Source organism: Branchiibius sp. NY16-3462-2 (assembly GCF_001594145.1).
Lineage (GTDB): Bacteria > Actinomycetota > Actinomycetes > Actinomycetales > Dermatophilaceae > Branchiibius.
Genome location: NZ_LVCF01000034.1, coordinates 1 through 19501, shown reverse-complemented (window position 1 = coordinate 19501; position 19501 = coordinate 1). Strand labels below are relative to the sequence as shown.

Here is a 19501-nt window from a genome sequence, read left to right as displayed (position 1 = left end):
GCCTGATCAGGTGGCGCGACGGGTCACCTGCGGCGCTCGGCGGACCGCCAGCCACGCCAGGGCCGCCGCGACCAGCGGCGCGATCAGCACGATCGCTGCGATGGGCAGCCACGGTATGCGCACGAAGACAGTTGCATCGGGCACCGTTCCGTCCGGATAGGCCATCTTCTGGCCCACCGCGAGCCGCGCCAGACCCTGGCCGATGACGATGCCGGCCAGCGCGCCGAAGAAGGTGGCCAGGGTGCCCAGCCAGTAGGCGTGCCCGGCCGCCATGGATCTGCGAGTACGTCGAGTGGCGCCGACCGCTGCCATCGTTGCGTCCTCGCCGCGTTGCTCCGCCATCGCGAGCGCGGTCGATGTCAACGTGGTGACCAGCAGCAGGGCCATCAGTACGGCGAGCAGTACCGCGACGATCGTGGCGCTGTCGCTGCGGAAACCGCGCTCAACCGTGAAGGACGTCGTCGTCAGTTGATCGTTGATCCGCTGCTCGGCTTCAGAGCTGATCGCTCCGGAGGGGTCGCGGATCAGGGCGCCGGACTCGACCAGGTGAGCGGTCCAGCCCAGCGCTGCGGCCGTCTGCGGGGTGGCCAGGACCCCGGCGACGGACGTGAACGCTCCCTTACGGCTACCGGTCGGCGGGATCGCCAGCACCGGGATGTCGGTGTGCTGGGCGACCTTGCCGTAGGTGGTCTCTGTATCGCCCATGGTGTAGTCGGCGCTTGCGACGGTGATCTCACGTGGTAGGTCGCTGCCCAGCATCACCAGCGCCCCGTGATCGAGCGCATCTCGTTGAGCGGTGGACAGATTCAACCGTCGAGCAATCTCACTGGCCGGCAGCACCGCCAGGTTGCTGTTCGGTGCGAAACCCGAGCTCGAATAGCGATTGCAATGGTCGGGGTTGGGTGTCGAGCCGTCGCTGCTCCACCCGGTCGTCGGGTATTCGGCCGCTTGCTGCAGGGTGCACCCCGGCAGCAACACCGCCGTGATGTGGCCTTTGGTCACGGGCTTGGCCTGCGGGTCGTAGCTGTTCGACGCGACGATGTAGGGGTCGGAGACGGTACGCAGCGGTGTGATGACGAACCCCGGATAGAGCTTCTCGGTGGCGGCGGTGACTTCCCTGGTGGTGTCTGGGCTGCCCTCATACAGGGAGTTCGCGAACGCCTCGCCATTAAGCGTGGACGCCACGTAGTTGCGGCTGTCGTACGCATCGATCGAAGCAAACGTCACCAGGGCCGCGCTGACCGCTGCAGTGGCCGCCAGCGTTGCCGCCACGGTGGGGATCGACCGCGAGCGGTGGCGGGCGGTGTCGCGGGCCGCCAGGCGCAGCGAAATCGGCAGATGGGTGCTGTGCTGTCCCAGCGTCACCAGGATCCAGGGCACGATCATCAGGCCACCGAGGCAGAGGGCGATGATGGCTGCCGCACACACGTCCCTGGTCGGCGACTGGGTGACGAAGCGCGGGTTGCTCATCGGCGCCAGCAGGAGGAAGGCCGTGGCGACGCCGGTCACTGCCAGTCCGAGCCAGGCGATCCACCGGTGCAGGGGCGGCGAGACGCTCTGCCCCTTCATCACGCCGACCACGTCCAACCGGCCCAGGCGCAGCGCGGGAAGCAACGCAGCAGTGACGCAGGCGATGACACCCAGCAGGCAGATCCCCAGGATCGCCAGCCACGGCACATCCCACGGGCCGTTCCAGTTGTCGGCGGGTGGGAACCACTGGGTCAGGACGTACGCAGTAGCTATCCCCACTGCAGCGCCCAGCAGTACCGAGAGCGCGCCGAGGACTACCCCTTGGGCCAGTACGGCGCGTCGCAACTGCCGCTGCTCAGCACCGTTGGCTGCGGCAAGCGCAAGGGTCCTGCGCTGTCGGGAGGCGCTGACCGCGAACGCGGGTGCGGTCAGCAGGATCACGATCAGTGCAAGGAAGACTGCGCCCAGGACCCAGGCGCCCGCGTCGCTGCTTGAGCCCTGCACGTCTTGCGACACTTCGCTGGCTGGCGGGGGATTGCGCAAGACATCGGCAGACAGCACCGTCAACCCGTACTGGTTCAGTCGCTTCACCTCCGCCCACGTCACCGGCGAACTGCGCTCGATCAGCCAAACCGGGGAGTTCTGGGCGCCGATGTCGAGCGGCGTGAACACATCGACGCGGGCCGCGGTGGTCACCACACCCACGACGTTCAGGTGGTGTCTCTGCCCGTTCAGCAGCACCGTGATGGGGCCGGTCGTCGGCAGCGACCCGATGCGGCTGTCCTGCGAGACGACAGCCTCGGTCGGCCCACTGGGCCAACGACCGCTGACCAGGTGAGCTATCGGTGTGGCACCCCCGTCTGGATTCAGCTGTCCGATCTGTGCTTCGGGGTTGGAAGTGGACAGCTGGATGCGGCCACTGGCGGTGTCGTTGACCACAGCGTGTCCATCGACCAGTTCGCCGATGGCTGCCGTCTGCGCCGATAGGGGGCCGCTGGGGGAATAACCAGGTATCGACTTGCCGGGGGTCTCTGACGATGACCAGCCATCTCCGTCGGGCGCCTGTTCGATGTGCTGTCCGAGTTGGCCCACGCCCACCGAGGCTGCGGCGCTTCCCAATTCGGCGGGGATCCGTTCAGCGCCAGTGATATTCGTGGTGGCGAACATCGTGAACGCGAAGCACAGGAGGGCGATCGGCAGTCCGGCCATCAGGGCGACGATGGCGCTGCGACCCTTGTGTCGGCGTACGTCGCGTCGGGCCATCCGCAGGCTGACCCGCCAACTGCCGCGCCAGCCAGCCGCCCCCGAGGCGGCTGGCGGACGCGACACGGCGGGGCGGTCGTCCAGGAGGGTCATGCGCCGACCTCGCGCAACAGGTCCTCCGGCTCGGTGGAAATGCCGGTCGAATCGACGATCTCACCGTCGCGCAGGAACACGACCCGGTCGGCCCACGCAGCGTGCCGGGCGTCGTGGGTGACCAGCAGACCGCCGGCTCCATCGTCACAGCGGTCGCGCAGGACCCGCAGGACTTCCTCACCGGTCTGGGTGTCCAGCGCACCCGTCGGTTCGTCGGCGGCAACCAGACAGCGGTCGCCGACCAGAGCGCGGGCAATCGCGACCCGCTGCTGTTGGCCACCGGACATCGCATCCGGGTAGCGGTCGATCAGCTCTGAAAGCCCCACGGAATCAAGGCCTTTGAGCGCCTCGGTGCGGGCATTGCGCACCGAGAAGCCGTCTAGCTCCAACGGCAGGGACACGTTCTCGCCGGCCGTCAACGACGGGATCAGGTTGAAGTCCTGGAAGACGACGCCGATCTTGCGCCGACGGATCCGGGCGATCTGGGCCGGCGACAGGCCGCCGAGGTCGACTCCGTCGACGATCACCGTTCCGTGGGTCGGGGAGTCCAGCGCCGACGCCAGGTTGAGCAACGTCGACTTACCCGAACCCGACGGACCCATCACGGCGACGAGTTCGCCGCGGGCCACGTCCAGGTCGATGCCGCGCAGCGCGTGCACCGCCTGTGGGCCGGTGCCGTGCACGCGGGTGACACCGCGCATCTGCAGGATCGGGGTGCCGTTCATCGGGTGACCTCCTGGGTCGCGGGGGAGTCGGAAGTGATTGCGGCGCGGACCGATTGGCGACTCCTGCTCAGGGTCGACTCGACGTAGTCGAGCCAGCGCACCTCGGCTTCAGTGGTGAAGAGGTGGTTCTCCAGCAGCAGCGTCCAGGCGATGTCGGTGTTCTTGTCGGAGGACCGTTTCAACCGGGTCAGGTCCCGCAGTTGCGCCATCGATGCGGTGCGCTGGGTCTGGACCACTCGGCGTACGTCGATGCCGGGCAGGGTCACGGCCAGCACCAACTTGATCGCCAACTCATCGCGCGGGCTGCCGGTGCGCTCGACCGGGGAGGACCACCAGGTGTCGAGTTCGGCGCGGCCAGCGTCGGTCAGGGCGTATTCGATCTTGCCCTCGTCGTCGGCGGGTCCGGTCTGCTCCACCAGGCCGTCGCGCTCCAGGCGGGCGAGGGTGGTGAAGACCTGCCCGACGTTGAGCGGCCAGGTGCCCCCGGTGTGCGCTTCGAACTGCGCCCGCAGGCCGGAGCCGTGGATCGGGCCTTCGGACAGCAGGGCGAGCAGGCCGTAGCGGACGGACACGGTGACTCCCGGGGTATGTAGGTGCTGGGTATACCGAGTAAGGGTGAGAGGAACCTATACCGCGTATAACCCCGGGTCAAGCAGCGGCGTGTCAGCCCAGGTCGCGCAACCCCGGCAGCACCTGTTCCCCGAACGTGCGCAGGAAGCGCTCCTGATCATCGCCCGGCGCGTGGAACACCAGATGGTCGAAACCCCAGTCGACGTACTGCTTCACTGCCGCCACGACCTCGTCGGGGTCGGACGACACGATCCAGCGGGACGCGATCTGCTCATCGGACAGCGCGTCGCCGAGTTTCTCCATCTCCAGCGGGTCGCTCGTGCCGTGCTTCTGCTCCGGCGTCAGGGACAGTGCCGCCCAGAAGCGGCAGTTTTCGACCGCCTTCTCGTGATCGGGATCCCAGGACAGCTTGATCTCGATCATCCGGTCAATGTTGTCCCGCTTGGACAGCTCCAAACCCTCCTCGACCGCCGGGATCAGCTTCTCGGTGTAGAGCGACTCGCCCTTGCCGGAGGTGCAGATGAACCCATCGCCCATCCGACCGGCGTACTTGGCGACCGTCGGTCCGCCCGCGGCGACGTAGACCGGGATCGGCTCCTCCGGCTTGTCATAGATCGTCGCGTCGACCGTGTGGTAGTAGTCGCCCTCGAAACTGACCCGCTCGCCGGACCACAGCGCGCGCATTAGCCGCACCGACTCGCGCAGCCGCGCGAAGCGCTCCTTGAAGTCCGGCCATTCGCCGGAATCCACTGAGCCGACAACGATTTCGTTGAGTGCCTCACCCGTGCCCACGCCGAGCGCGATCCGCCCCGGGTAGAGCGACCCCAGGGTGCCGAACGCCTGGGCGACCACGGCGGGGTTGTAGCGGAACGTGGGGGTCATGACCGACGTACCCAATTGGACGCGCTCGGTGCGTTCGCCCACGGCCGCAAGCCAACTCAGCGAGTACGGCGCGTGGCCACCGTGGTGCCGCCAGGGCTGGAAGTGGTCGCTGATCCAGACGCTCTCCAGCCCGATCTCCTCGGCGAGGACTGCGTAGTCCAGCAACCGCCGGGGTGCGAACTGCTCCGCCGAAGCCTTGTATCCGATGCGCAGGGTCATGACCTCACGCTAGCCCGGTCAGGCGCGCGCGATCCGGATGGTCACCAGTTCGAAGGGGCGTAGGTCCAGCCGCAGTGCATCGTCCGGCTGCTCCGGCCACGGGCGTTCCAGCAGATCGGTGCGGGAGGCGGCGCCAGGGTCGAAGGTGGGCACCAATCGAGCGGAGGCACGACCGCCGGCCGCCTCGTAGAGCCGGACAATCACATCTCCGCTGCCGTCCTGGGCGAGTTTGACGGCTTCGATTATGACGGCTGGGGACCCGTCGATCCGGACCAACGGTTCGATGGGGCCTGCGGTCGGGCGTAGCGGAAGGTTCAGCCGGTAGCCCTCGGCGACGCCGTCCAGCAGCGATCCGACCCGCAGCGAATGCCGGAACACGTGCTCGCCCTGGTCGGCGTGCGGGTCGGGGAAACGAGGTGCCCGGAGCAGAGATTCCCGGATCAGGCTGTAGGTGCCGCCGCCCTCGCGAACGTGCCGCGTCACGTCACGGCCGTAGACGCGGTCGTTGGCGAGGGTGACACCGAAGCCCGGTTCTTCGACTCGCACCCAGCGGTGCCCGGAAACCTCGAACCTCGCACTGTCCCACGAGGTGTTGGTGTGCGTGGGCCGTCGGATGTGTCCGAACTGGACTTCGAACGCTGCCTCCGACGTGTGTACGTCGATCGGGAACCCCAGCTTCAGTAGTTTCTGTTGTTCGTGCCAATCGACGGTGGTCTCGATATCTAAGGCGCGACCGTCCGGCGAGGCACAAAGTCGTTGGGAGACAGTCGAATTACCGGTGAGGTAGCGGACCTGCAGCGCGTCACCTTTGACGGTGGGTGCGTCCGCCGCGTCCAGCGCAGCCAGCGGCGTCTGCTGGTAGGACTTGTCGATATCCCAGGCGTCCCACTGGTTGGGGATGTCGTGGAACATCAGCAACTGGTTGCCACTTTGCCCCGGCGGAATGACTTCGCGCTGGCTCCCGTGGTCCACGAGCGATACCAGGTGTCCTCGGCCGTCGACACGTGCCGTGAAGTAGTCCGTCTCCAGAACCGTGTAGCCGCCGTCGCTGCTGATCCGGGATGGCTGGGGGGTGGAAGGTGCGGCACCGAGGGCCGTCACTCCCTCCTGCACGATGGGCGCAGCGTTCGCGACGATCTGTGAGCTAGCGACCTGGGCGGTGTCGAGAGTGTGGAGTGCGTCATCGATGACCTGGCCCAGTCGTCCGGCGACCGCCGCGTAGTTGCGCTCGGCTTCCTGATGCACCCAGGCGATGGATGATCCGGGGAGAATGTCGTGGAACTGCTGCAGCAGCACGATCTCCCAACATTCCCGCAATTCGTCAGCGGGATAGACGTATTCGGTCCGCACCGCGGCGGTTGCCGCCCAGAGTTCGGCTTCCCGCAGCAGGTGTTCACTACGCCGGTTGCCAAACTTGGTGCGCGCCTGGGAGGTGTAGGTGCCGCGGTGGAACTCCAAGTAGAGCTCGCCGACCCATACGGCCGGTTCGGTCAGTTCAGCTGCGGCGGAGGCGAAAAACTCGTCAGGGCGACCGAGTCGCACTTGAGGGGAGCCTTCGAGGTCTGCCTTGCGAAGGGCGACCTCGAGCATTTCCCGGGTCGGCCCGCCGCCGCCATCGCCGAAGCCGAACGGCACGAGCGACAGGTCACTCAGTCCACGTTCGGCATGCTGACTCTCGGCCCGGTTCAGTTCCACCGCAGTCAGTTCCGAGTTGTAGGTGTCCACCGGCGGGAAGTGGGTGAACACCTGGGTGCCGTCGATTCCCTCCCACAAGAACGTGTGGTGCGGCATCGTGTCGGTTTCGTTCCACGAGATTTTCTGGGTGAGGAAGTTGCTGCTGTTCGACGCGGTGACGATCTGTGGCAGGCCGGCGGAATATCCGAAGCTGTCGGGTAGCCAGACCTCGTCGGTTTCAACACCGAACTCGCGGAGAAAGAATTCCTTACCGAGCACGAACTGGCGGGCCATTGCCTCCCCGCCAGGCATATTGGTGTCCGATTCGACCCACATTCCGCCGACGGGCACGAAACGCCCGTCAGCGATCCGTGCCCGGACCCGCTCGAACACCTCGGGGTAGTCCGCTTTCAACCAGGCGTACTGCTGGGCGCTGGACGCGGCGAAGGTGAAGTCGGGGTAGCGGTCCATCAGGTCGACAACGTTCGAGAACGTCCGCGCGACTTTGCGTTTCGTTTCGCGCGTCGGCCACAACCAGGCCGAGTCGATGTGCGCGTGCCCGACGGCCACGACCCGATGGGACGTTGCGCCCGCCGGTCGGGAGAGGGTGTCGACCAGGCTCAGGCGGGCATCCTTTGCTCGCGCTGGAACGTCCTGGGGGTCCAGTATGTCGATCGCCCGCTCCAGAGCCCGCAGGATGCCAGCTCGGCGCGGCGAGGTCTGGGGCAGCTGAGCCATAACGTCAAGGAGCGTCCACACGTCACGTTCGAGGCCCCACATGGTCTCGTCGAGCTGGGTCAGTCGAGCCCCGCCGAAGGTGTAGAGGGGCCTGGCGGGCGCGGTCTGCGGGTCCCCGAGATCAGTGGGCAGGAAACCCCACACCCCGCCGATGTCAGGGTTGGACGCAGCTTCGACGTAGACCGTGAACTCAGCACCCGACGAGGCATCGATGGGGATCCAGGAGTTGCGGGGTTCGAGGGCTTTGATGATCGAGCCATCTGGGGTGTAGCACAACCCCTCGGATTGGAAGCCGGGCGCACCGGGTTTCCAGCCAAGATTGACCACCAGCTCACGGCGCGCATCACCCGGCCAGTCCGAAGGCACGGTTCCGCTGATCCGCAGCCACGTCGTACCCCATGGTTGTCCCCACGCGTCCCCTTCGTTCAACGGCGTGAACTCGCGAGACACGGCCTCATGGAACGGGACGGGTTCGCCGGGCGCCGCCCACGCGGCGACCTGCATGGGTTGTTCGTGCGTGTGGACCGCAGGCAGGATGCGCTGCTGGTGGAAGCGGATGATGCGTGCCTCGATGAGGGCTGACGTGTCGTGCACTGTGGTGATGCCTTTCGCGAGTGGGGGGGCGGGCAGCTCAGCCTTTGACGGCGCCGGCGAGGGCAAGGCCACCGCCGGACAGGCGCTGCACCAATGCGTAGAGCGCGAGAACCGGGACGGAATACAGCAGGGAGAAGGCCGCCAACTGTCCGTACGCAACGGCACCGTTGGCACCGAAGAAGTCGTAGATCGTGACGGAAGCCGGCATAGCGGTCTGATCAGTGATCAGGATGTAGGGAACGAAGAAGTTGCCCCAGCACTGGATGAACACGAAGATGAAAATCACGCCGATGCCGGGTCTCATCAGCGGGACCACAATCGCGCGCAACGTCCGCATCATCGATGCGCCGTCCACCCAGGCGGCCTCTTCCAGGGAGATGGGGACGGCGTCCATGAAATTCTTGGCCATCCAGATCGCCATCGGCAGACTCGTCGCTGCCATGAAGAAGATGATTCCAGGATAGGAATTGAGCAGGTTCAAGGAGACGAAGAGTGAGTACACCGGCACCATCATCGCCGTGATCGGCAGGCAGGTCCCGAACAAGATGCTGTATAGGAACGGCTTGTTCGCCCGGCTCTGATAGCGCGACAGCGGATAAGCGGCAAGGACCGCGCAAACCACCGTGACGAGTGCGCAACCGCCGGACAGGATGGCGCTGTTGAGTAACGGAATGTAGGTCGTGTCGGCATTCAGAATCTTGGTGAAATTCTGAAGGGTGAAGGGATGGGGAAACTTCACGCTCAGGGTCGCCCGGGAGTCGAAGGAGCCAAGGACGACCCACGCGATCGGCAGGATGAACATCAGCGCGATGAGTAACAGAATCGAGTTGCTGACCCACCTGAGGTTGCGTTGTCGCGGCGACGTCAGCGCGAAAGTGGATACTGCCATGTCAGTCGACCTCCGGACGCAACGCGCGGATGTAGATCAGTGAGAAGACCGCTCCCACAATGAGCAGGATCAGTGCGATCGCGGTGCCCATGCCGAGTTCGCCGAACGAGAATGCTTGTTGGAAGGCGAGGATCGGCAGCGTGCTGGAGTTTGTCCCCGGGCCACCGCCGGTCATCACGTAGATCAGCGTGAAGACCGAGAGCGTCTGCAACGTGGTGAGCATCAGGTTCGTGGAGATGCTGCGGCGAATCAGCGGAAGCGTGATGTAGACCAACCGCTGGTTGGCACTTGCCCCATCCACCCGCGCGGACTCGACAATCTCCTCGGGCACGTCGTTGAGCGCGGCTGAGTAGACCAGCATCGAGAATGCGGTTCCACGCCAGACGTTGGCGATGATCACCGAGAGCATCGGATAGCTGTACAGCCAGGTCGTTCCGGATAGCCCGATGAAATGCAGAAGGCTGTTGAGGGTGCCGTTGGCGGCGAAGAATGCGTACGCCGCGAAGCTCGCCACGATCTCGGGAAGTATCCACGCGCCGACCACCACCAGGCTGGTCAGCGCCCGGGCCCATCCGGAGGCGGATCGCATGAGGATGGCCAGACCGAGCCCCAGGACGTTCTGACCCACGATGGCCGAGGCGAAGACGAACAGCAGCGTGAGCCATACCGACTTGGGGAAGTCCGGGTTGGCGAACAACTCGCGGAAATTGTCGAAACCGACGAAGTGACTGTCCTTCGCGCCCTCACCAGAGAGTGCGGAGTTGGTGAACGCTCCGATGAAGGCGCTCAGAACCGGCCCCAGAAGGAAGATGACCAGCACGATGATGGCGGGAAGTAGCGGCGCACCCCGACCTATCCAACGGAACCTACGGCGTCGGCCGGGGTCCCGCTCGCCACCGGACGGCACCGGTGTCTTCGGCAGGCTGAGGGTCTGGCTGGTCACTGCTTCGTGGTCTGGTCGGCACCTACGATCCCTTGCACTGCGGAGTCATACTTCGCAGCGGCTGCGCTTGGCGATGACTGGCCGGTCATGACTGACTCCATCGCTACCTGGAGTTGGTTGGAGATCTTCGGGTAGTCGGCAGTGGCCGGTCGGAAATGGGTGACCGGGACCAGTGCAGAGAAGAACTCGAACGAGGGATTGGCCTTTTGGTAGGAGGGGTCCTCAGCGACGTCCTTTCGCACGGCGATCTGGCTTGCGGCTAGTGCGTAGGACTGTGAATTCTTTTTGTCGAGAGCAATTTTCATGAAGTCCCAGGCAGCGTCCTTGTTCGCGGAGTGGCTACCCATCGCCAAGGTCCAGCCGCCCGACATGCTGGTGGCACCTGGTGCGGCGCCGTCCTGGGTGGGCATCTTGGCCTGACCCATGACCGTGTTCCATTGCGGCCAGGGCGTGCCTCCGCTGGGGATCCACGTTCCGCTCTGCCATGAGCCATCGAGGTCCATCGCTAGCTTGCCCTGGGGTAACCACTCAGACCCGATGGTGGTGCCGATGTTCTTGTCGAGTCCCTGCTGGGGCGTGGGACCAAGACCGCCCTGGTAGATGTCCTTCACGAACTGCAGGGAGTCAGTCATGCCCTGCGATCCAACGACCCACTTCTTGCTCGCGGTGTCGTAGAGCGAGTCTTTCGTGCCGTACAGCAGCATCTCCAGACCCTGCATGGATGCTGCCTCACCTTGAGCGGTGCCGGAGTACATGTTGAAGGGGATCACGCCGGGCAGCTTCTGTTTGATCGTCTTGGCTGCGGTGAGAACATCGGCCCACGTCTTGGGCTGCCAGGGAACGGTGATGCCGGCCTTCTGGAAGAGTTGCTTGTTGTACCAGATCGCCCGCGTATCAGTTCCGAGGGAAATGCCGTAGGTCTTCCCGTCGTCGCCGACACCCGCTTGCTTCGCGTTGTCGTAGAACTGGCTCCAGTCCGACCACTTCGACACGTAGCCGTCCAGTGGAGCTAGGTATCCAGCCGTGACATCGGACTTCAGTTGGAAGGTGTCCTCGTACATCACGTCCGGAGCGGTCGAAGCCGACTTGTTCATCAGCGCCAGCTTCGTGTAGTAGTCGGCCTCTGCTGCCTGGATCGGAACGAGCTTGACGGTGATGCCCTTGTGGTCAGCCTCGTACTGCTTTTTCACGGACTGCATCAAGGTGTCCATCTGGGTGAACTGGCCGTACTTCTGGTAGGCCACGGTCACTGTCTTGGACGACCCGGACCCGGAGCCGGAACTGAGACCCCCTGCGCTGCAACCAGTTACGGCAACTACCACGAGGGCCGTCGACGTCGCGGCAATGAGACGTGTGTTCATCCTCTTCTCCTGTTCCTGCTGGGTTACCTGCCGGCCAACGCGGCATCTAACCCAATTAATCAACCGTATGGACTAATTCAAGTCAATACTTTCCGGCGACGAATTGTGACGCCGGTCACGCTTGGATGAGCAGGCCCGCCGGTCGTGGAGAGTAGACCGAATGAAGGACCAGAGTGGCGGCGCCGACCGCCGCGACGTCGGCGCCTAGGTCGGAGCTGGTGACTCGGAGGGGATGGGTCAATACGTTGGCTCCGTCGGTGTTGGCTTTTGCCTCAACCTGCTCAATCACCAACGGCTCCAGGCGATCCCAGTACGGACCGCCGATGACAACCGACTCCAGATCCAACAGGTTCGCGAGGATGACGATCGCGCGGGCCAGGTCGCCGGCCACGCGATCAACGATGCGTCGGGCGGCTGGATCGCCAGCGCCGGCCACTCGAGTCAGGGTGGTGAATGCGCGATCCACGTCGGAATGACGTAGCGGCGACTGGGGCAGTTGGACGATGCCGGCTCGTGCGGCCGAACGCACCATGGCTGCGGGGCTGGCGTTGTCGCCGATGCAGCCGCGGTGGCCGCAGCTGCACAACGGACCGCGATCGCTTACCTGGATATGTCCGAGGTCGCCGGCGTTGGCGCTGCTTCCCCCGACAACCTCGCCGCCGATGACAAGCCCCGCCCCCAAGCCGGTGCCGTAGTAGAGGAATGCGAAGTCATGAGCCCTGGGTCGACCACGCCATGCGTGTGCAGTGACCGCCGCCGTTACGTCTTTCTCCAGGCCGACGGGCATGCGTAGAGCTTCGGCGAGGGCGTCGCGCAGCGGAACGCGTTTCCAGCCTTCCAGGAGCGGCGCGTTGAGGACACTCCCAGCCTCCATGTCGATGGGTCCAGGAGCGGCGATCCCGATGCCGAGGAAGCGCTCGCGGTTTGCCGTGACCGATGACATGAGGTCGTCAAGGGTCGCGATCATCCGGTCCAGCACCAGCTCAGGGAGCGCCCGTCTGGGAGTAGGGATGCGTAGGTCGGCGACTACCTGGCCGTGCAAGTCGGTCACCACGGAGGTGATGAAACTCGGGTCCAGATGGACACCTACGGCATACCGACTGCGCGGCTCGAGGGCGAGCAGGAGTCGGGGTTTGCCCGGCCCGTCAACGAGCTTGCCCGCCTCGCGGATCAATCCGTCTTGCAACAACCGCCGGGTGACATTGGTGATGGTCTGAGGCGACAAACCCGTGGTCGTCGCGAGTTCGACCCGACTGATTCCGCCATCGGACCGGCGCACTGCGTCCAACACGACCGATCGGTTGAACATACCGATCGACGGAAGATTGGTGCCTCGACGCATATGGACACCGTAGGCGCCACCCGGGTCAGGCGAGGACTGTCTTCACAGGAGTCGAGTCCATCCCGAAGGCGTCGGCCACGGGCGCGCAGGTGATGTCGCCGGCGTGCGTGTTCAGCCCGAGGGCCAGGGCGGGGTCGGCGCGCATCGCGTCCTGCCAGCCCTGGTCGGCCAACTTCACCGCGTAGGGCAGCGTCGCGTTGGTCAGGGCCCAGGTGGAGGTGTTGGGTACGGCGCCCGGCATGTTCGCGACGCAATACATCGTCGAGTTGTGCACGGGGAAGACGGGATCGGCGTGAGTGGTCGGCTTGCTGTCCTCGAAGCAGCCACCCTGGTCGATCGCGATGTCGACGAGCACGGAGCCCGGTTTCATTTGCGACACAAGCTCATTCGAGACCAGGCTGGGTGCCTTGGCACCGGGGATGAGGACAGCACCGATGACCAGGTCGGCCTCGCGCACCTGCTGGGCGATCGTCAGCGAAGAGGACGCGAGGCCGTGGACGCGGTTGTCGTAGCGCCAGAAGGACATCCGCAACTTGTCCAGGTCGGTGTCCAGGAGGGTCACGTCGGCACCCATGCCGAGGGCGATGTTGGCCGCGTTCTGCCCCGAGACGCCGGCGCCGATGATGACGACCTTGGCATTGGCGACGCCGCCGACGCCACCCATGAGCACGCCACGGCCACCCTGCGGTTTGGTCAGGAAGTAGGCACCCATCTGCGGAGCGAGGCAGCCGGCGACCTCCGACATGGGATAGAGCAGCGGTAGTCCGCCGGAGGGGAGCTGCACGGTCTCATAGGCGATGGCGGTCGTCCCGGCCCGCACCAACTCCTTGGTGAGCGTCTCGTCCGCGGCCAGGTGCAGGTAGGTGAAGAGGGTGAGATCCTCACGTAGCCGGTGGTATTCGCTGGCGATCGGTTCCTTGACCTTGATCACCATCTCAGCGTTGCCCCACACCTCGTCGGGGTCATCGACCATGGTCGCGCCCTGCGCGATGTACTCGGCGTCGGTGATCTGCGAACCCTCGCCGGCACCGGTCTGGATGAGCACCTCGTGGCCGTGGGCGACCAACTCGTGCACGCCGGAGGGCGTGATGCCCACCCGGAACTCGTTGTTCTTGACTTCCTGGGGCACGCCGACGCGCATGGGCTCTCCTGATGAGGGGTTCGGTTCCTGCCCTCTCTTTCTAGTGGTGGCGACTGGGAAGCAGTAGGTTGTCCGAAGATTCTTCGGCGATAGGCGGTGGGGATGGCATCGGATTCTGCGAGTGACCGGGATCACACTGCGCGATCGAAGGATCTGCGCTCCGGCATCGACGAGGTCGACCGCATCCTGCTGCGCGAACTTTCCTTGGATGCCCGCACGCCCAACAATGTCCTGGCTGCGAAGGCCGGTGTGGCGCCGTCAACGGCGCTGGGGCGGGTGCGGGGACTGGTCGAGGACGGCGTCCTGCGGGGTACGCATGCGGATATCGACCCGACGCTGACCGGGCGGCCCCTGCAGGCGATGGTCGCCGTACGGATGCGCGCCCACGCCCGCTCCCGGCTGACCAAGTTCCTGCACCACCTGGCCGATCTGCCGGGGGTGCGCAACGTCTACCTGCTCGGCGGCACGCACGACTTCATGATCCATCTGGCGGTGCCGGATACCAATGCGCTGAACGACTTCGTCATCGAGCACCTGAGCGGTATCCCGGACGTGGCCAGCACCGAGACGTCGCTGATCTTCCAGCACGTGCAGTCGCACCGCTTCGACTGAGCTTCATGTGAACCAGGACACAACAAAACTTTGACGTTACGTAAAGTGGAAAGTAATCTCCACAATACGGAAATCAAGGAGGCGTCACCGATGACGGTTCAGACCAGTCCCGGCCACAGCATCACCGCGCGGGTCTCCGCGCCCGCCGGGTTCAGTGCCACCGCCGCTCTGGCTGCTGCGGCAGCCTCCGCCGGCGCCGACGTCACCGCCCTGGACATGGTCGAGTCCGGCCATGAGGGTGTCGTCGTCGATCTGACCGCCTACACCCGGGGCGTCACCCACGCGGCCGAGGTCGTCGAGGCGCTGAAGTCCGTGGAAGGGGTCGAGGTCGCCAACGTCAGCGACCGTACCTTCCTGATGCACCTGGGTGGCAAGCTGTCGGTCCAGTCCAAGGTGGAACTGCGCAACCGCGACGAACTGTCCCGGGCCTACACTCCTGGCGTCGCCCGAGTGTGCCTGGCGATCCACGAAAACCCCGACGACGCAAGGCATTTGACCATCAAGCGCAACACGGTGGCCGTGGTCACCGACGGGACCGCAGTGCTCGGCCTGGGCGACATCGGCCCGGCTGCGGCGCTGCCGGTGATGGAGGGCAAGGCCGCGCTGTTCAAGCGGTTTGCCGACGTGGACGCCTGGCCGGTCTGTCTGGACACGACCGACACCGAGCAGATCATCTCCATCGTCAAGGCGTTGGCTCCCGTCTATGGCGGGGTCAACCTCGAGGACATCGCCGCGCCTCGGTGTTTCGAGATCGAGCGGCGGCTGCGCGAGGAACTGGACATCCCCGTCTTCCACGACGACCAGCACGGTACGGCGATCGTGGTGCTGGCCGCGTTGATCAACGGTCTGCGGGTGGTCGGCAAGCAGATCTCCGACGTGCGGATCGTCGTCAGCGGCGTCGGCGCCGCGGGGCACGCGATCATCCAGCTCCTGCAGGCGCAGGGAGCGCGCGACATCATCGCGTGCGACCGCAACGGCGCGGTGGACCGCGACCGGGAGTACGTCGACGAGCACCGGCAGTGGATCGCCGACAACACCAACCCCTCCGGCTTCGTCGGCACTCTGCACGACGCGCTCGCCGGCGCGGACGTCTTTGTGGGTGTCTCCGCACCGGGTGTCATCGAGGGCAAGCACGTCGCCACCATGAACGACGGCGCGATCGTCCTGGCGCTGGCCAACCCGGATCCCGAGATCGACCCGCTCGAGGCCGCCGAGCACGCGGCCGTCGTCGCCACCGGACGCAGCGACTTCCCCAACCAGATCAACAACGTGCTGGCTTTTCCGGGCCTGTTCCGCGGTCTGCTGGATGCTGGCGCCCGGGAGATCTCGACCGAGTTGCTCGTCGCGGCCGCGGAGGCCATCGCGGGGTGCGTGGCGTCGGACGAATTGACCTCCAGCTACATCATTCCCAGCGTTTTCGATGCGCGGGTCGCGCCCGCAGTGGCGGCCGCTGTGCAGGCGACCGCCGTCACCCAGCCGGATAACCACGAGGAGATCTGATGACCACCGCGCCCGTGCGCCCCGCCAGCTACTACGCCCCGCACGGCGGGCATCCCGACCAGTCGCAGTTGTTGACCGATCGGGCGATGTTCACCGAGGCGTATGCAGTCATCCCGCGCGGCGTGATGCGCGACATCGTCACCAGTTTCCTGCCCGGCTGGCACGACACCCGGCTCTGGGTGTTGGCCCGCCCGCTGAGTGGCTTCGCCGAGACCTTCTCGCAATACATCGTCGAGGTGTCACCCGGCGGGGGCAGCGACCGTCCCGAGACCGACCTCGGCGCGGAGTCCGTCCTCTTTGTCGTGGAGGGCGAGATGACGATCACCATCGACGGCGACCGGCACGAACTGCGCGCCGGCAGCTACGTCTACCTGCCGCCGTCGCAGCGGTGGACGGCGCTGAACCACAGCACGTCCCCCGTTCGGTTCCACTGGATCCGCAAGGCGTACGAGCCCGTTGCCGGTCTGAGCGCACCGGAAGCGTTCGTCACCCACGAGGAGGACGTCGTGCCCTCACCGATGCCGGATACCGAAGGCCGTTGGGTGACAACCCGATTCGCCGATCCGACCGACCTGCGGCACGACATGCACGTCAACATCGTGACCTTCGAACCGGGCACCGTCATCCCGTTCGCGGAGACGCACGTCATGGAGCACGGCCTCTACGTCCTGGAGGGCAAGGCGGTATACCGCCTCAACCAGGACTGGGTCGAGGTGGAGGAGGGCGACTTCATGTGGCTGCGCGCATTCTGCCCGCAGGCCTGCTACGCCGGCGGCCCGGGACGTTTCCGCTACCTGCTCTACAAGGACGTGAACCGGCACATGCGGCTGCCCCGGAGTCTGGCGTGAGCGCCGACCGAGGCGTGAGCGCCGACCAAGGCGTGAGCTCCGACCAAGGCGCCCGCCTGGCTGCGGGAGACCGCGCGCCCTCGTTGTCCCTGAAGGGCACCGACGGCCCCGTCGACCTCGCCGCACTGTCCGGCCGACGGGTGGTCATCTACTTCTTCCCGAAGGCATTCAGCCCGGTGTGCACCGACCAGGTGTGCAGCTACCGCGACGAGTTGCCGGCCATCGCCGCCGCCGACGCGTTGGTGTACGGCGTGTCACCCGACCCCGTGGACGAATTGTCCCGGTTCGCAGACCAATTCGATCTCGGTCACGCTCTGCTGAGCGACCCGGATGCCACCGTCGCGAAGCGGTGGGGTGCGTGGGGTCCTAAGACCGTGAACGGGCAGGCCATGGTCGGCCTGCTGCGGAGCACCTTCGTCGTCGGTCCCGACGGCACGGTGGAAAGCGCTGACTACGAGGTGGACGGTCGCACCGACGCGACCACCCAGCTCGCCGGTCTGTCGGCCCGCTGAGGCCACCTCACCCAGCGCGCCGCGACCCCCGCGGCGGCGAATTCGACGGTCAACGTTGACCTTTCGGAGGTTCACCATGTCTGAAGTCACCACCAAGCACCCGGTCGATGAGGTGTTGCCGGCCCCGCAGATGTTCCTCTACGGGTTGCAGCACGTGTTGTCGATGTACGCCGGAGTGGTCGCCGTACCCCTCGTGGTCGGCAACGCCCTGAAACTGTCGGCGACCGACATCACCTTCCTGGTGTCCGCCGGACTCTTCATGTCCGGTCTCGCGACCCTGCTGCAGACCATCGGCGTCTGGAAGTTCGGTGCTCGTCAGCCGCTGGTGCAAGGTACGTCGTTCGCGGGCGTCTCCACGATGCTCACCATCGGCGCCTCGGTGGGCGGCGGTCATGCCGGCCTTCGGGCGATCTACGGCGCGCTGATCGTGGCGGCGATCCTGGGTCTGCTGTTGGCACCGGTCTTCACCCGACTGCTGCGGTTCTTCCCCGAGGTCGTCACGGGCGTGGTGATCACGATCATCGGTGTCTCCCTGCTGCCGGTCGCCATCAAGTGGGCGGGCGGGGGGACCCCGGGTGTCACACCGAACTTCGGGGCCCCGAAGAACATCGCGGTGGCGGCGCTGACGGTGCTGCTGATCGTGCTGATCTACCGATTCCTGCCCGGCTTCTTCAGCCGCATCGCGATCCTGTTGGGCTTGGTGCTCGGCACGATCGTCGCGATCCCGTTCGGCATCACCGACTTCAGCAAGATCTCGGACGCCAGCGTCTTCCAGCTGACGACGCCGTTCCACTTCGGGATGCCGACCTTCGCCGTGGGCGCGATCATTTCGATGTTCATCGTCATGCTCGTCACGATGACCGAGACGACCGCTGACATCCTCGCGGTCGGTGAGGTCATCGACCAGCCGGCGACGCGCGATCAGGTCACCGCCGGTCTGCGTGCCGACATGGGCGCCTCCGCGGTGGCGGGTGTGTTCAACGGATTCTCGGTCAGCGCGTTCGCCCAGAACGTCGGGCTCGTGGCGATCACCGGGATCAAGTCGCGCTTCGTGGTGGCCGTTAGCGGCGCCATCCTCTTCGTGCTCGGCCTCTTCCCGGTCCTGGGCGCGATCATCGCGATCGTGCCGCTGCCGGTCCTCGGCGGCGCCGGGCTCGCGCTGTTCGGCACGGTTGCCGCCAGCGGCATCCGCACGCTGTCCAAGGTCGACTTCTCCGGGAACGCCAACCTGGTGATCGTGGGACTGTCGCTGGGTATGGGCATCATCCCGATCGCGGTGCCGACCTTCTACGACCAGTTCCCGTCCTGGTTCCGCGTCATCTTCGACTCCGGCATCAGCGCCGCGGCGATCACCGCCGTCCTGTTGAACATCATCTTCAACATCGTCGGCCGCTCCGACTCCGCGGAAGGCCCGATCTTCTCCGAGGCGCCACCTTCGGGCGCGATCTCCGATGAGGACGAGGAGCGCCTGCAGATGCGTCGCGAGGCGATCCACCCGCGGGCTCGTCAGGCGATCATCGAGAACGCCTGACGGGTCCCTGATTTCGCGACCACCGCGCCGAATAGGGCTGACCAGCTTCATCGGGCGTTCGGTTCGACGCGGAAGCGTTGGTTACTGATCCATTGCTTCGGACCGCCGGTGGGCGGGTGCATGAAGAACTCCACGCGCCCGTCCCGCATCCGAACGGGGATGTCCTCGAGATGTACCCGCCGGTGGTCCGAACCGCACAGCAGGATCCCGTCCTTCAGATCGGTCGTGCCGCCCTTCGCCCAGGGCTCGCGCCAGTGGTGCCCTTCGCACCAACCTGGCGGCCGTTCGCATCCGGGGAAGACGCATCCGCCGTCGCGGTTCTCGATTGCTCTTCGCTGGTGAAGCGTGAACAGGCGTTTGGTCCGCCCGAGGTCCAGCGGAACTGACGCCCCATCGAACACCTGGGGGATGAGTCCTGCGTTGCACGCGTAGCGTCGGGCCTCGCCCGCGCTGATGCGCCCGCCGGTGGCAGTTTCACGCGGTCGTTGCAACACCGTCGGTTTCTGGTGGCGTTGAGAGTATCTGATGGAGAGCTTCGGCGGGTGTTGCCCATTCCAGGGTTTGGCGGGGTCGAGTGTTCAGCAGGTCAGCGAC

The 19501-nt window shown here is 65.7% G+C and carries 16 protein-coding genes; 5 read left to right on the top strand and 11 right to left on the bottom strand.

The window, feature by feature from the left end:
• Positions 1-6 precede the first annotated feature (6 nt).
• From AZH51_RS09175 to ald, 10 genes are all read right to left on the bottom strand, one after another.
• A complete protein-coding gene (locus tag AZH51_RS09175; protein ID WP_291523468.1) occupies positions 7-2826 on the bottom strand; it encodes an FtsX-like permease family protein in 2820 nt (939 codons plus the stop codon).
• Positions 2823-3551, bottom strand: a complete 729-nt coding sequence (locus AZH51_RS09170) for an ABC transporter ATP-binding protein (protein ID WP_291523465.1) — start codon at positions 3549-3551, stop codon at positions 2823-2825. Before AZH51_RS09170 ends, AZH51_RS09175 begins: the two co-directional genes overlap by 4 nt.
• A complete protein-coding gene (locus tag AZH51_RS09165) occupies positions 3548-4123 on the bottom strand; it encodes a PadR family transcriptional regulator (protein ID WP_291523463.1) in 576 nt (191 codons plus the stop codon). The genes AZH51_RS09170 and AZH51_RS09165 overlap by 4 nt, the downstream gene beginning before the upstream one ends.
• 91 nt (positions 4124-4214) lie before the next feature.
• Entirely contained in the window at positions 4215-5222 is a 1008-nt protein-coding gene (gene fgd, locus AZH51_RS09160) for a glucose-6-phosphate dehydrogenase (coenzyme-F420) (RefSeq protein WP_291523461.1), read from the bottom strand.
• Between the two features lie 18 nt (positions 5223-5240).
• Entirely contained in the window at positions 5241-8228 is a 2988-nt protein-coding gene (locus tag AZH51_RS09155) for a glycoside hydrolase family 38 C-terminal domain-containing protein (protein ID WP_291523459.1), read from the bottom strand.
• 37 nt (positions 8229-8265) lie between these two features.
• Positions 8266-9117, bottom strand: coding sequence for a carbohydrate ABC transporter permease (locus AZH51_RS09150; protein ID WP_291523457.1), 852 nt, complete (start codon positions 9115-9117; stop codon positions 8266-8268).
• A gap of 1 nt (position 9118) precedes the next feature.
• Complete coding sequence (locus AZH51_RS09145) at positions 9119-9973, bottom strand: carbohydrate ABC transporter permease (RefSeq protein WP_291523571.1); 855 nt, start codon at positions 9971-9973, stop codon at positions 9119-9121.
• 83 nt (positions 9974-10056) lie between these two features.
• A complete protein-coding gene (locus AZH51_RS09140; RefSeq protein WP_291523456.1) occupies positions 10057-11421 on the bottom strand; it encodes an extracellular solute-binding protein in 1365 nt (454 codons plus the stop codon).
• Positions 11422-11536: 115 nt separating this feature from the next.
• Positions 11537-12763, bottom strand: a complete 1227-nt coding sequence (locus AZH51_RS09135) for an ROK family transcriptional regulator (protein WP_291523454.1) — start codon at positions 12761-12763, stop codon at positions 11537-11539.
• Between the two features lie 25 nt (positions 12764-12788).
• Positions 12789-13904, bottom strand: a complete 1116-nt coding sequence (gene ald / locus AZH51_RS09130; RefSeq protein WP_291523452.1) for an alanine dehydrogenase — start codon at positions 13902-13904, stop codon at positions 12789-12791.
• Between the two features lie 102 nt (positions 13905-14006).
• On the opposite strand from ald, the gene AZH51_RS09125 reads away from it, so the two are divergent.
• From AZH51_RS09125 to AZH51_RS09105, 5 genes are all read left to right on the top strand, one after another.
• Complete coding sequence (locus tag AZH51_RS09125; protein WP_291523450.1) at positions 14007-14516, top strand: Lrp/AsnC family transcriptional regulator; 510 nt, start codon at positions 14007-14009, stop codon at positions 14514-14516.
• Positions 14517-14606: 90 nt separating this feature from the next.
• Complete coding sequence (locus AZH51_RS09120) at positions 14607-16016, top strand: NAD-dependent malic enzyme (protein ID WP_291523448.1); 1410 nt, start codon at positions 14607-14609, stop codon at positions 16014-16016.
• The gene (locus AZH51_RS09115; RefSeq protein WP_291523446.1) at positions 16016-16864 is read left to right on the top strand and encodes a bifunctional allantoicase/(S)-ureidoglycine aminohydrolase; all 849 of its coding nucleotides are present in this window, start codon (positions 16016-16018) and stop codon (positions 16862-16864) included. The genes AZH51_RS09120 and AZH51_RS09115 overlap by 1 nt, the downstream gene beginning before the upstream one ends.
• Entirely contained in the window at positions 16861-17376 is a 516-nt protein-coding gene (locus AZH51_RS09110; RefSeq protein WP_291523444.1) for a peroxiredoxin, read from the top strand. Before AZH51_RS09115 ends, AZH51_RS09110 begins: the two co-directional genes overlap by 4 nt.
• Before the next feature lie 76 nt (positions 17377-17452).
• The gene (locus tag AZH51_RS09105) at positions 17453-18907 is read left to right on the top strand and encodes a nucleobase:cation symporter-2 family protein (RefSeq protein WP_291523443.1); all 1455 of its coding nucleotides are present in this window, start codon (positions 17453-17455) and stop codon (positions 18905-18907) included.
• A gap of 47 nt (positions 18908-18954) precedes the next feature.
• On the opposite strand, the gene AZH51_RS09100 is transcribed toward AZH51_RS09105, so the two are convergent.
• Entirely contained in the window at positions 18955-19401 is a 447-nt protein-coding gene (locus tag AZH51_RS09100; protein WP_291523442.1) for an HNH endonuclease signature motif containing protein, read from the bottom strand.
• Positions 19402-19501 lie beyond the last annotated feature (100 nt).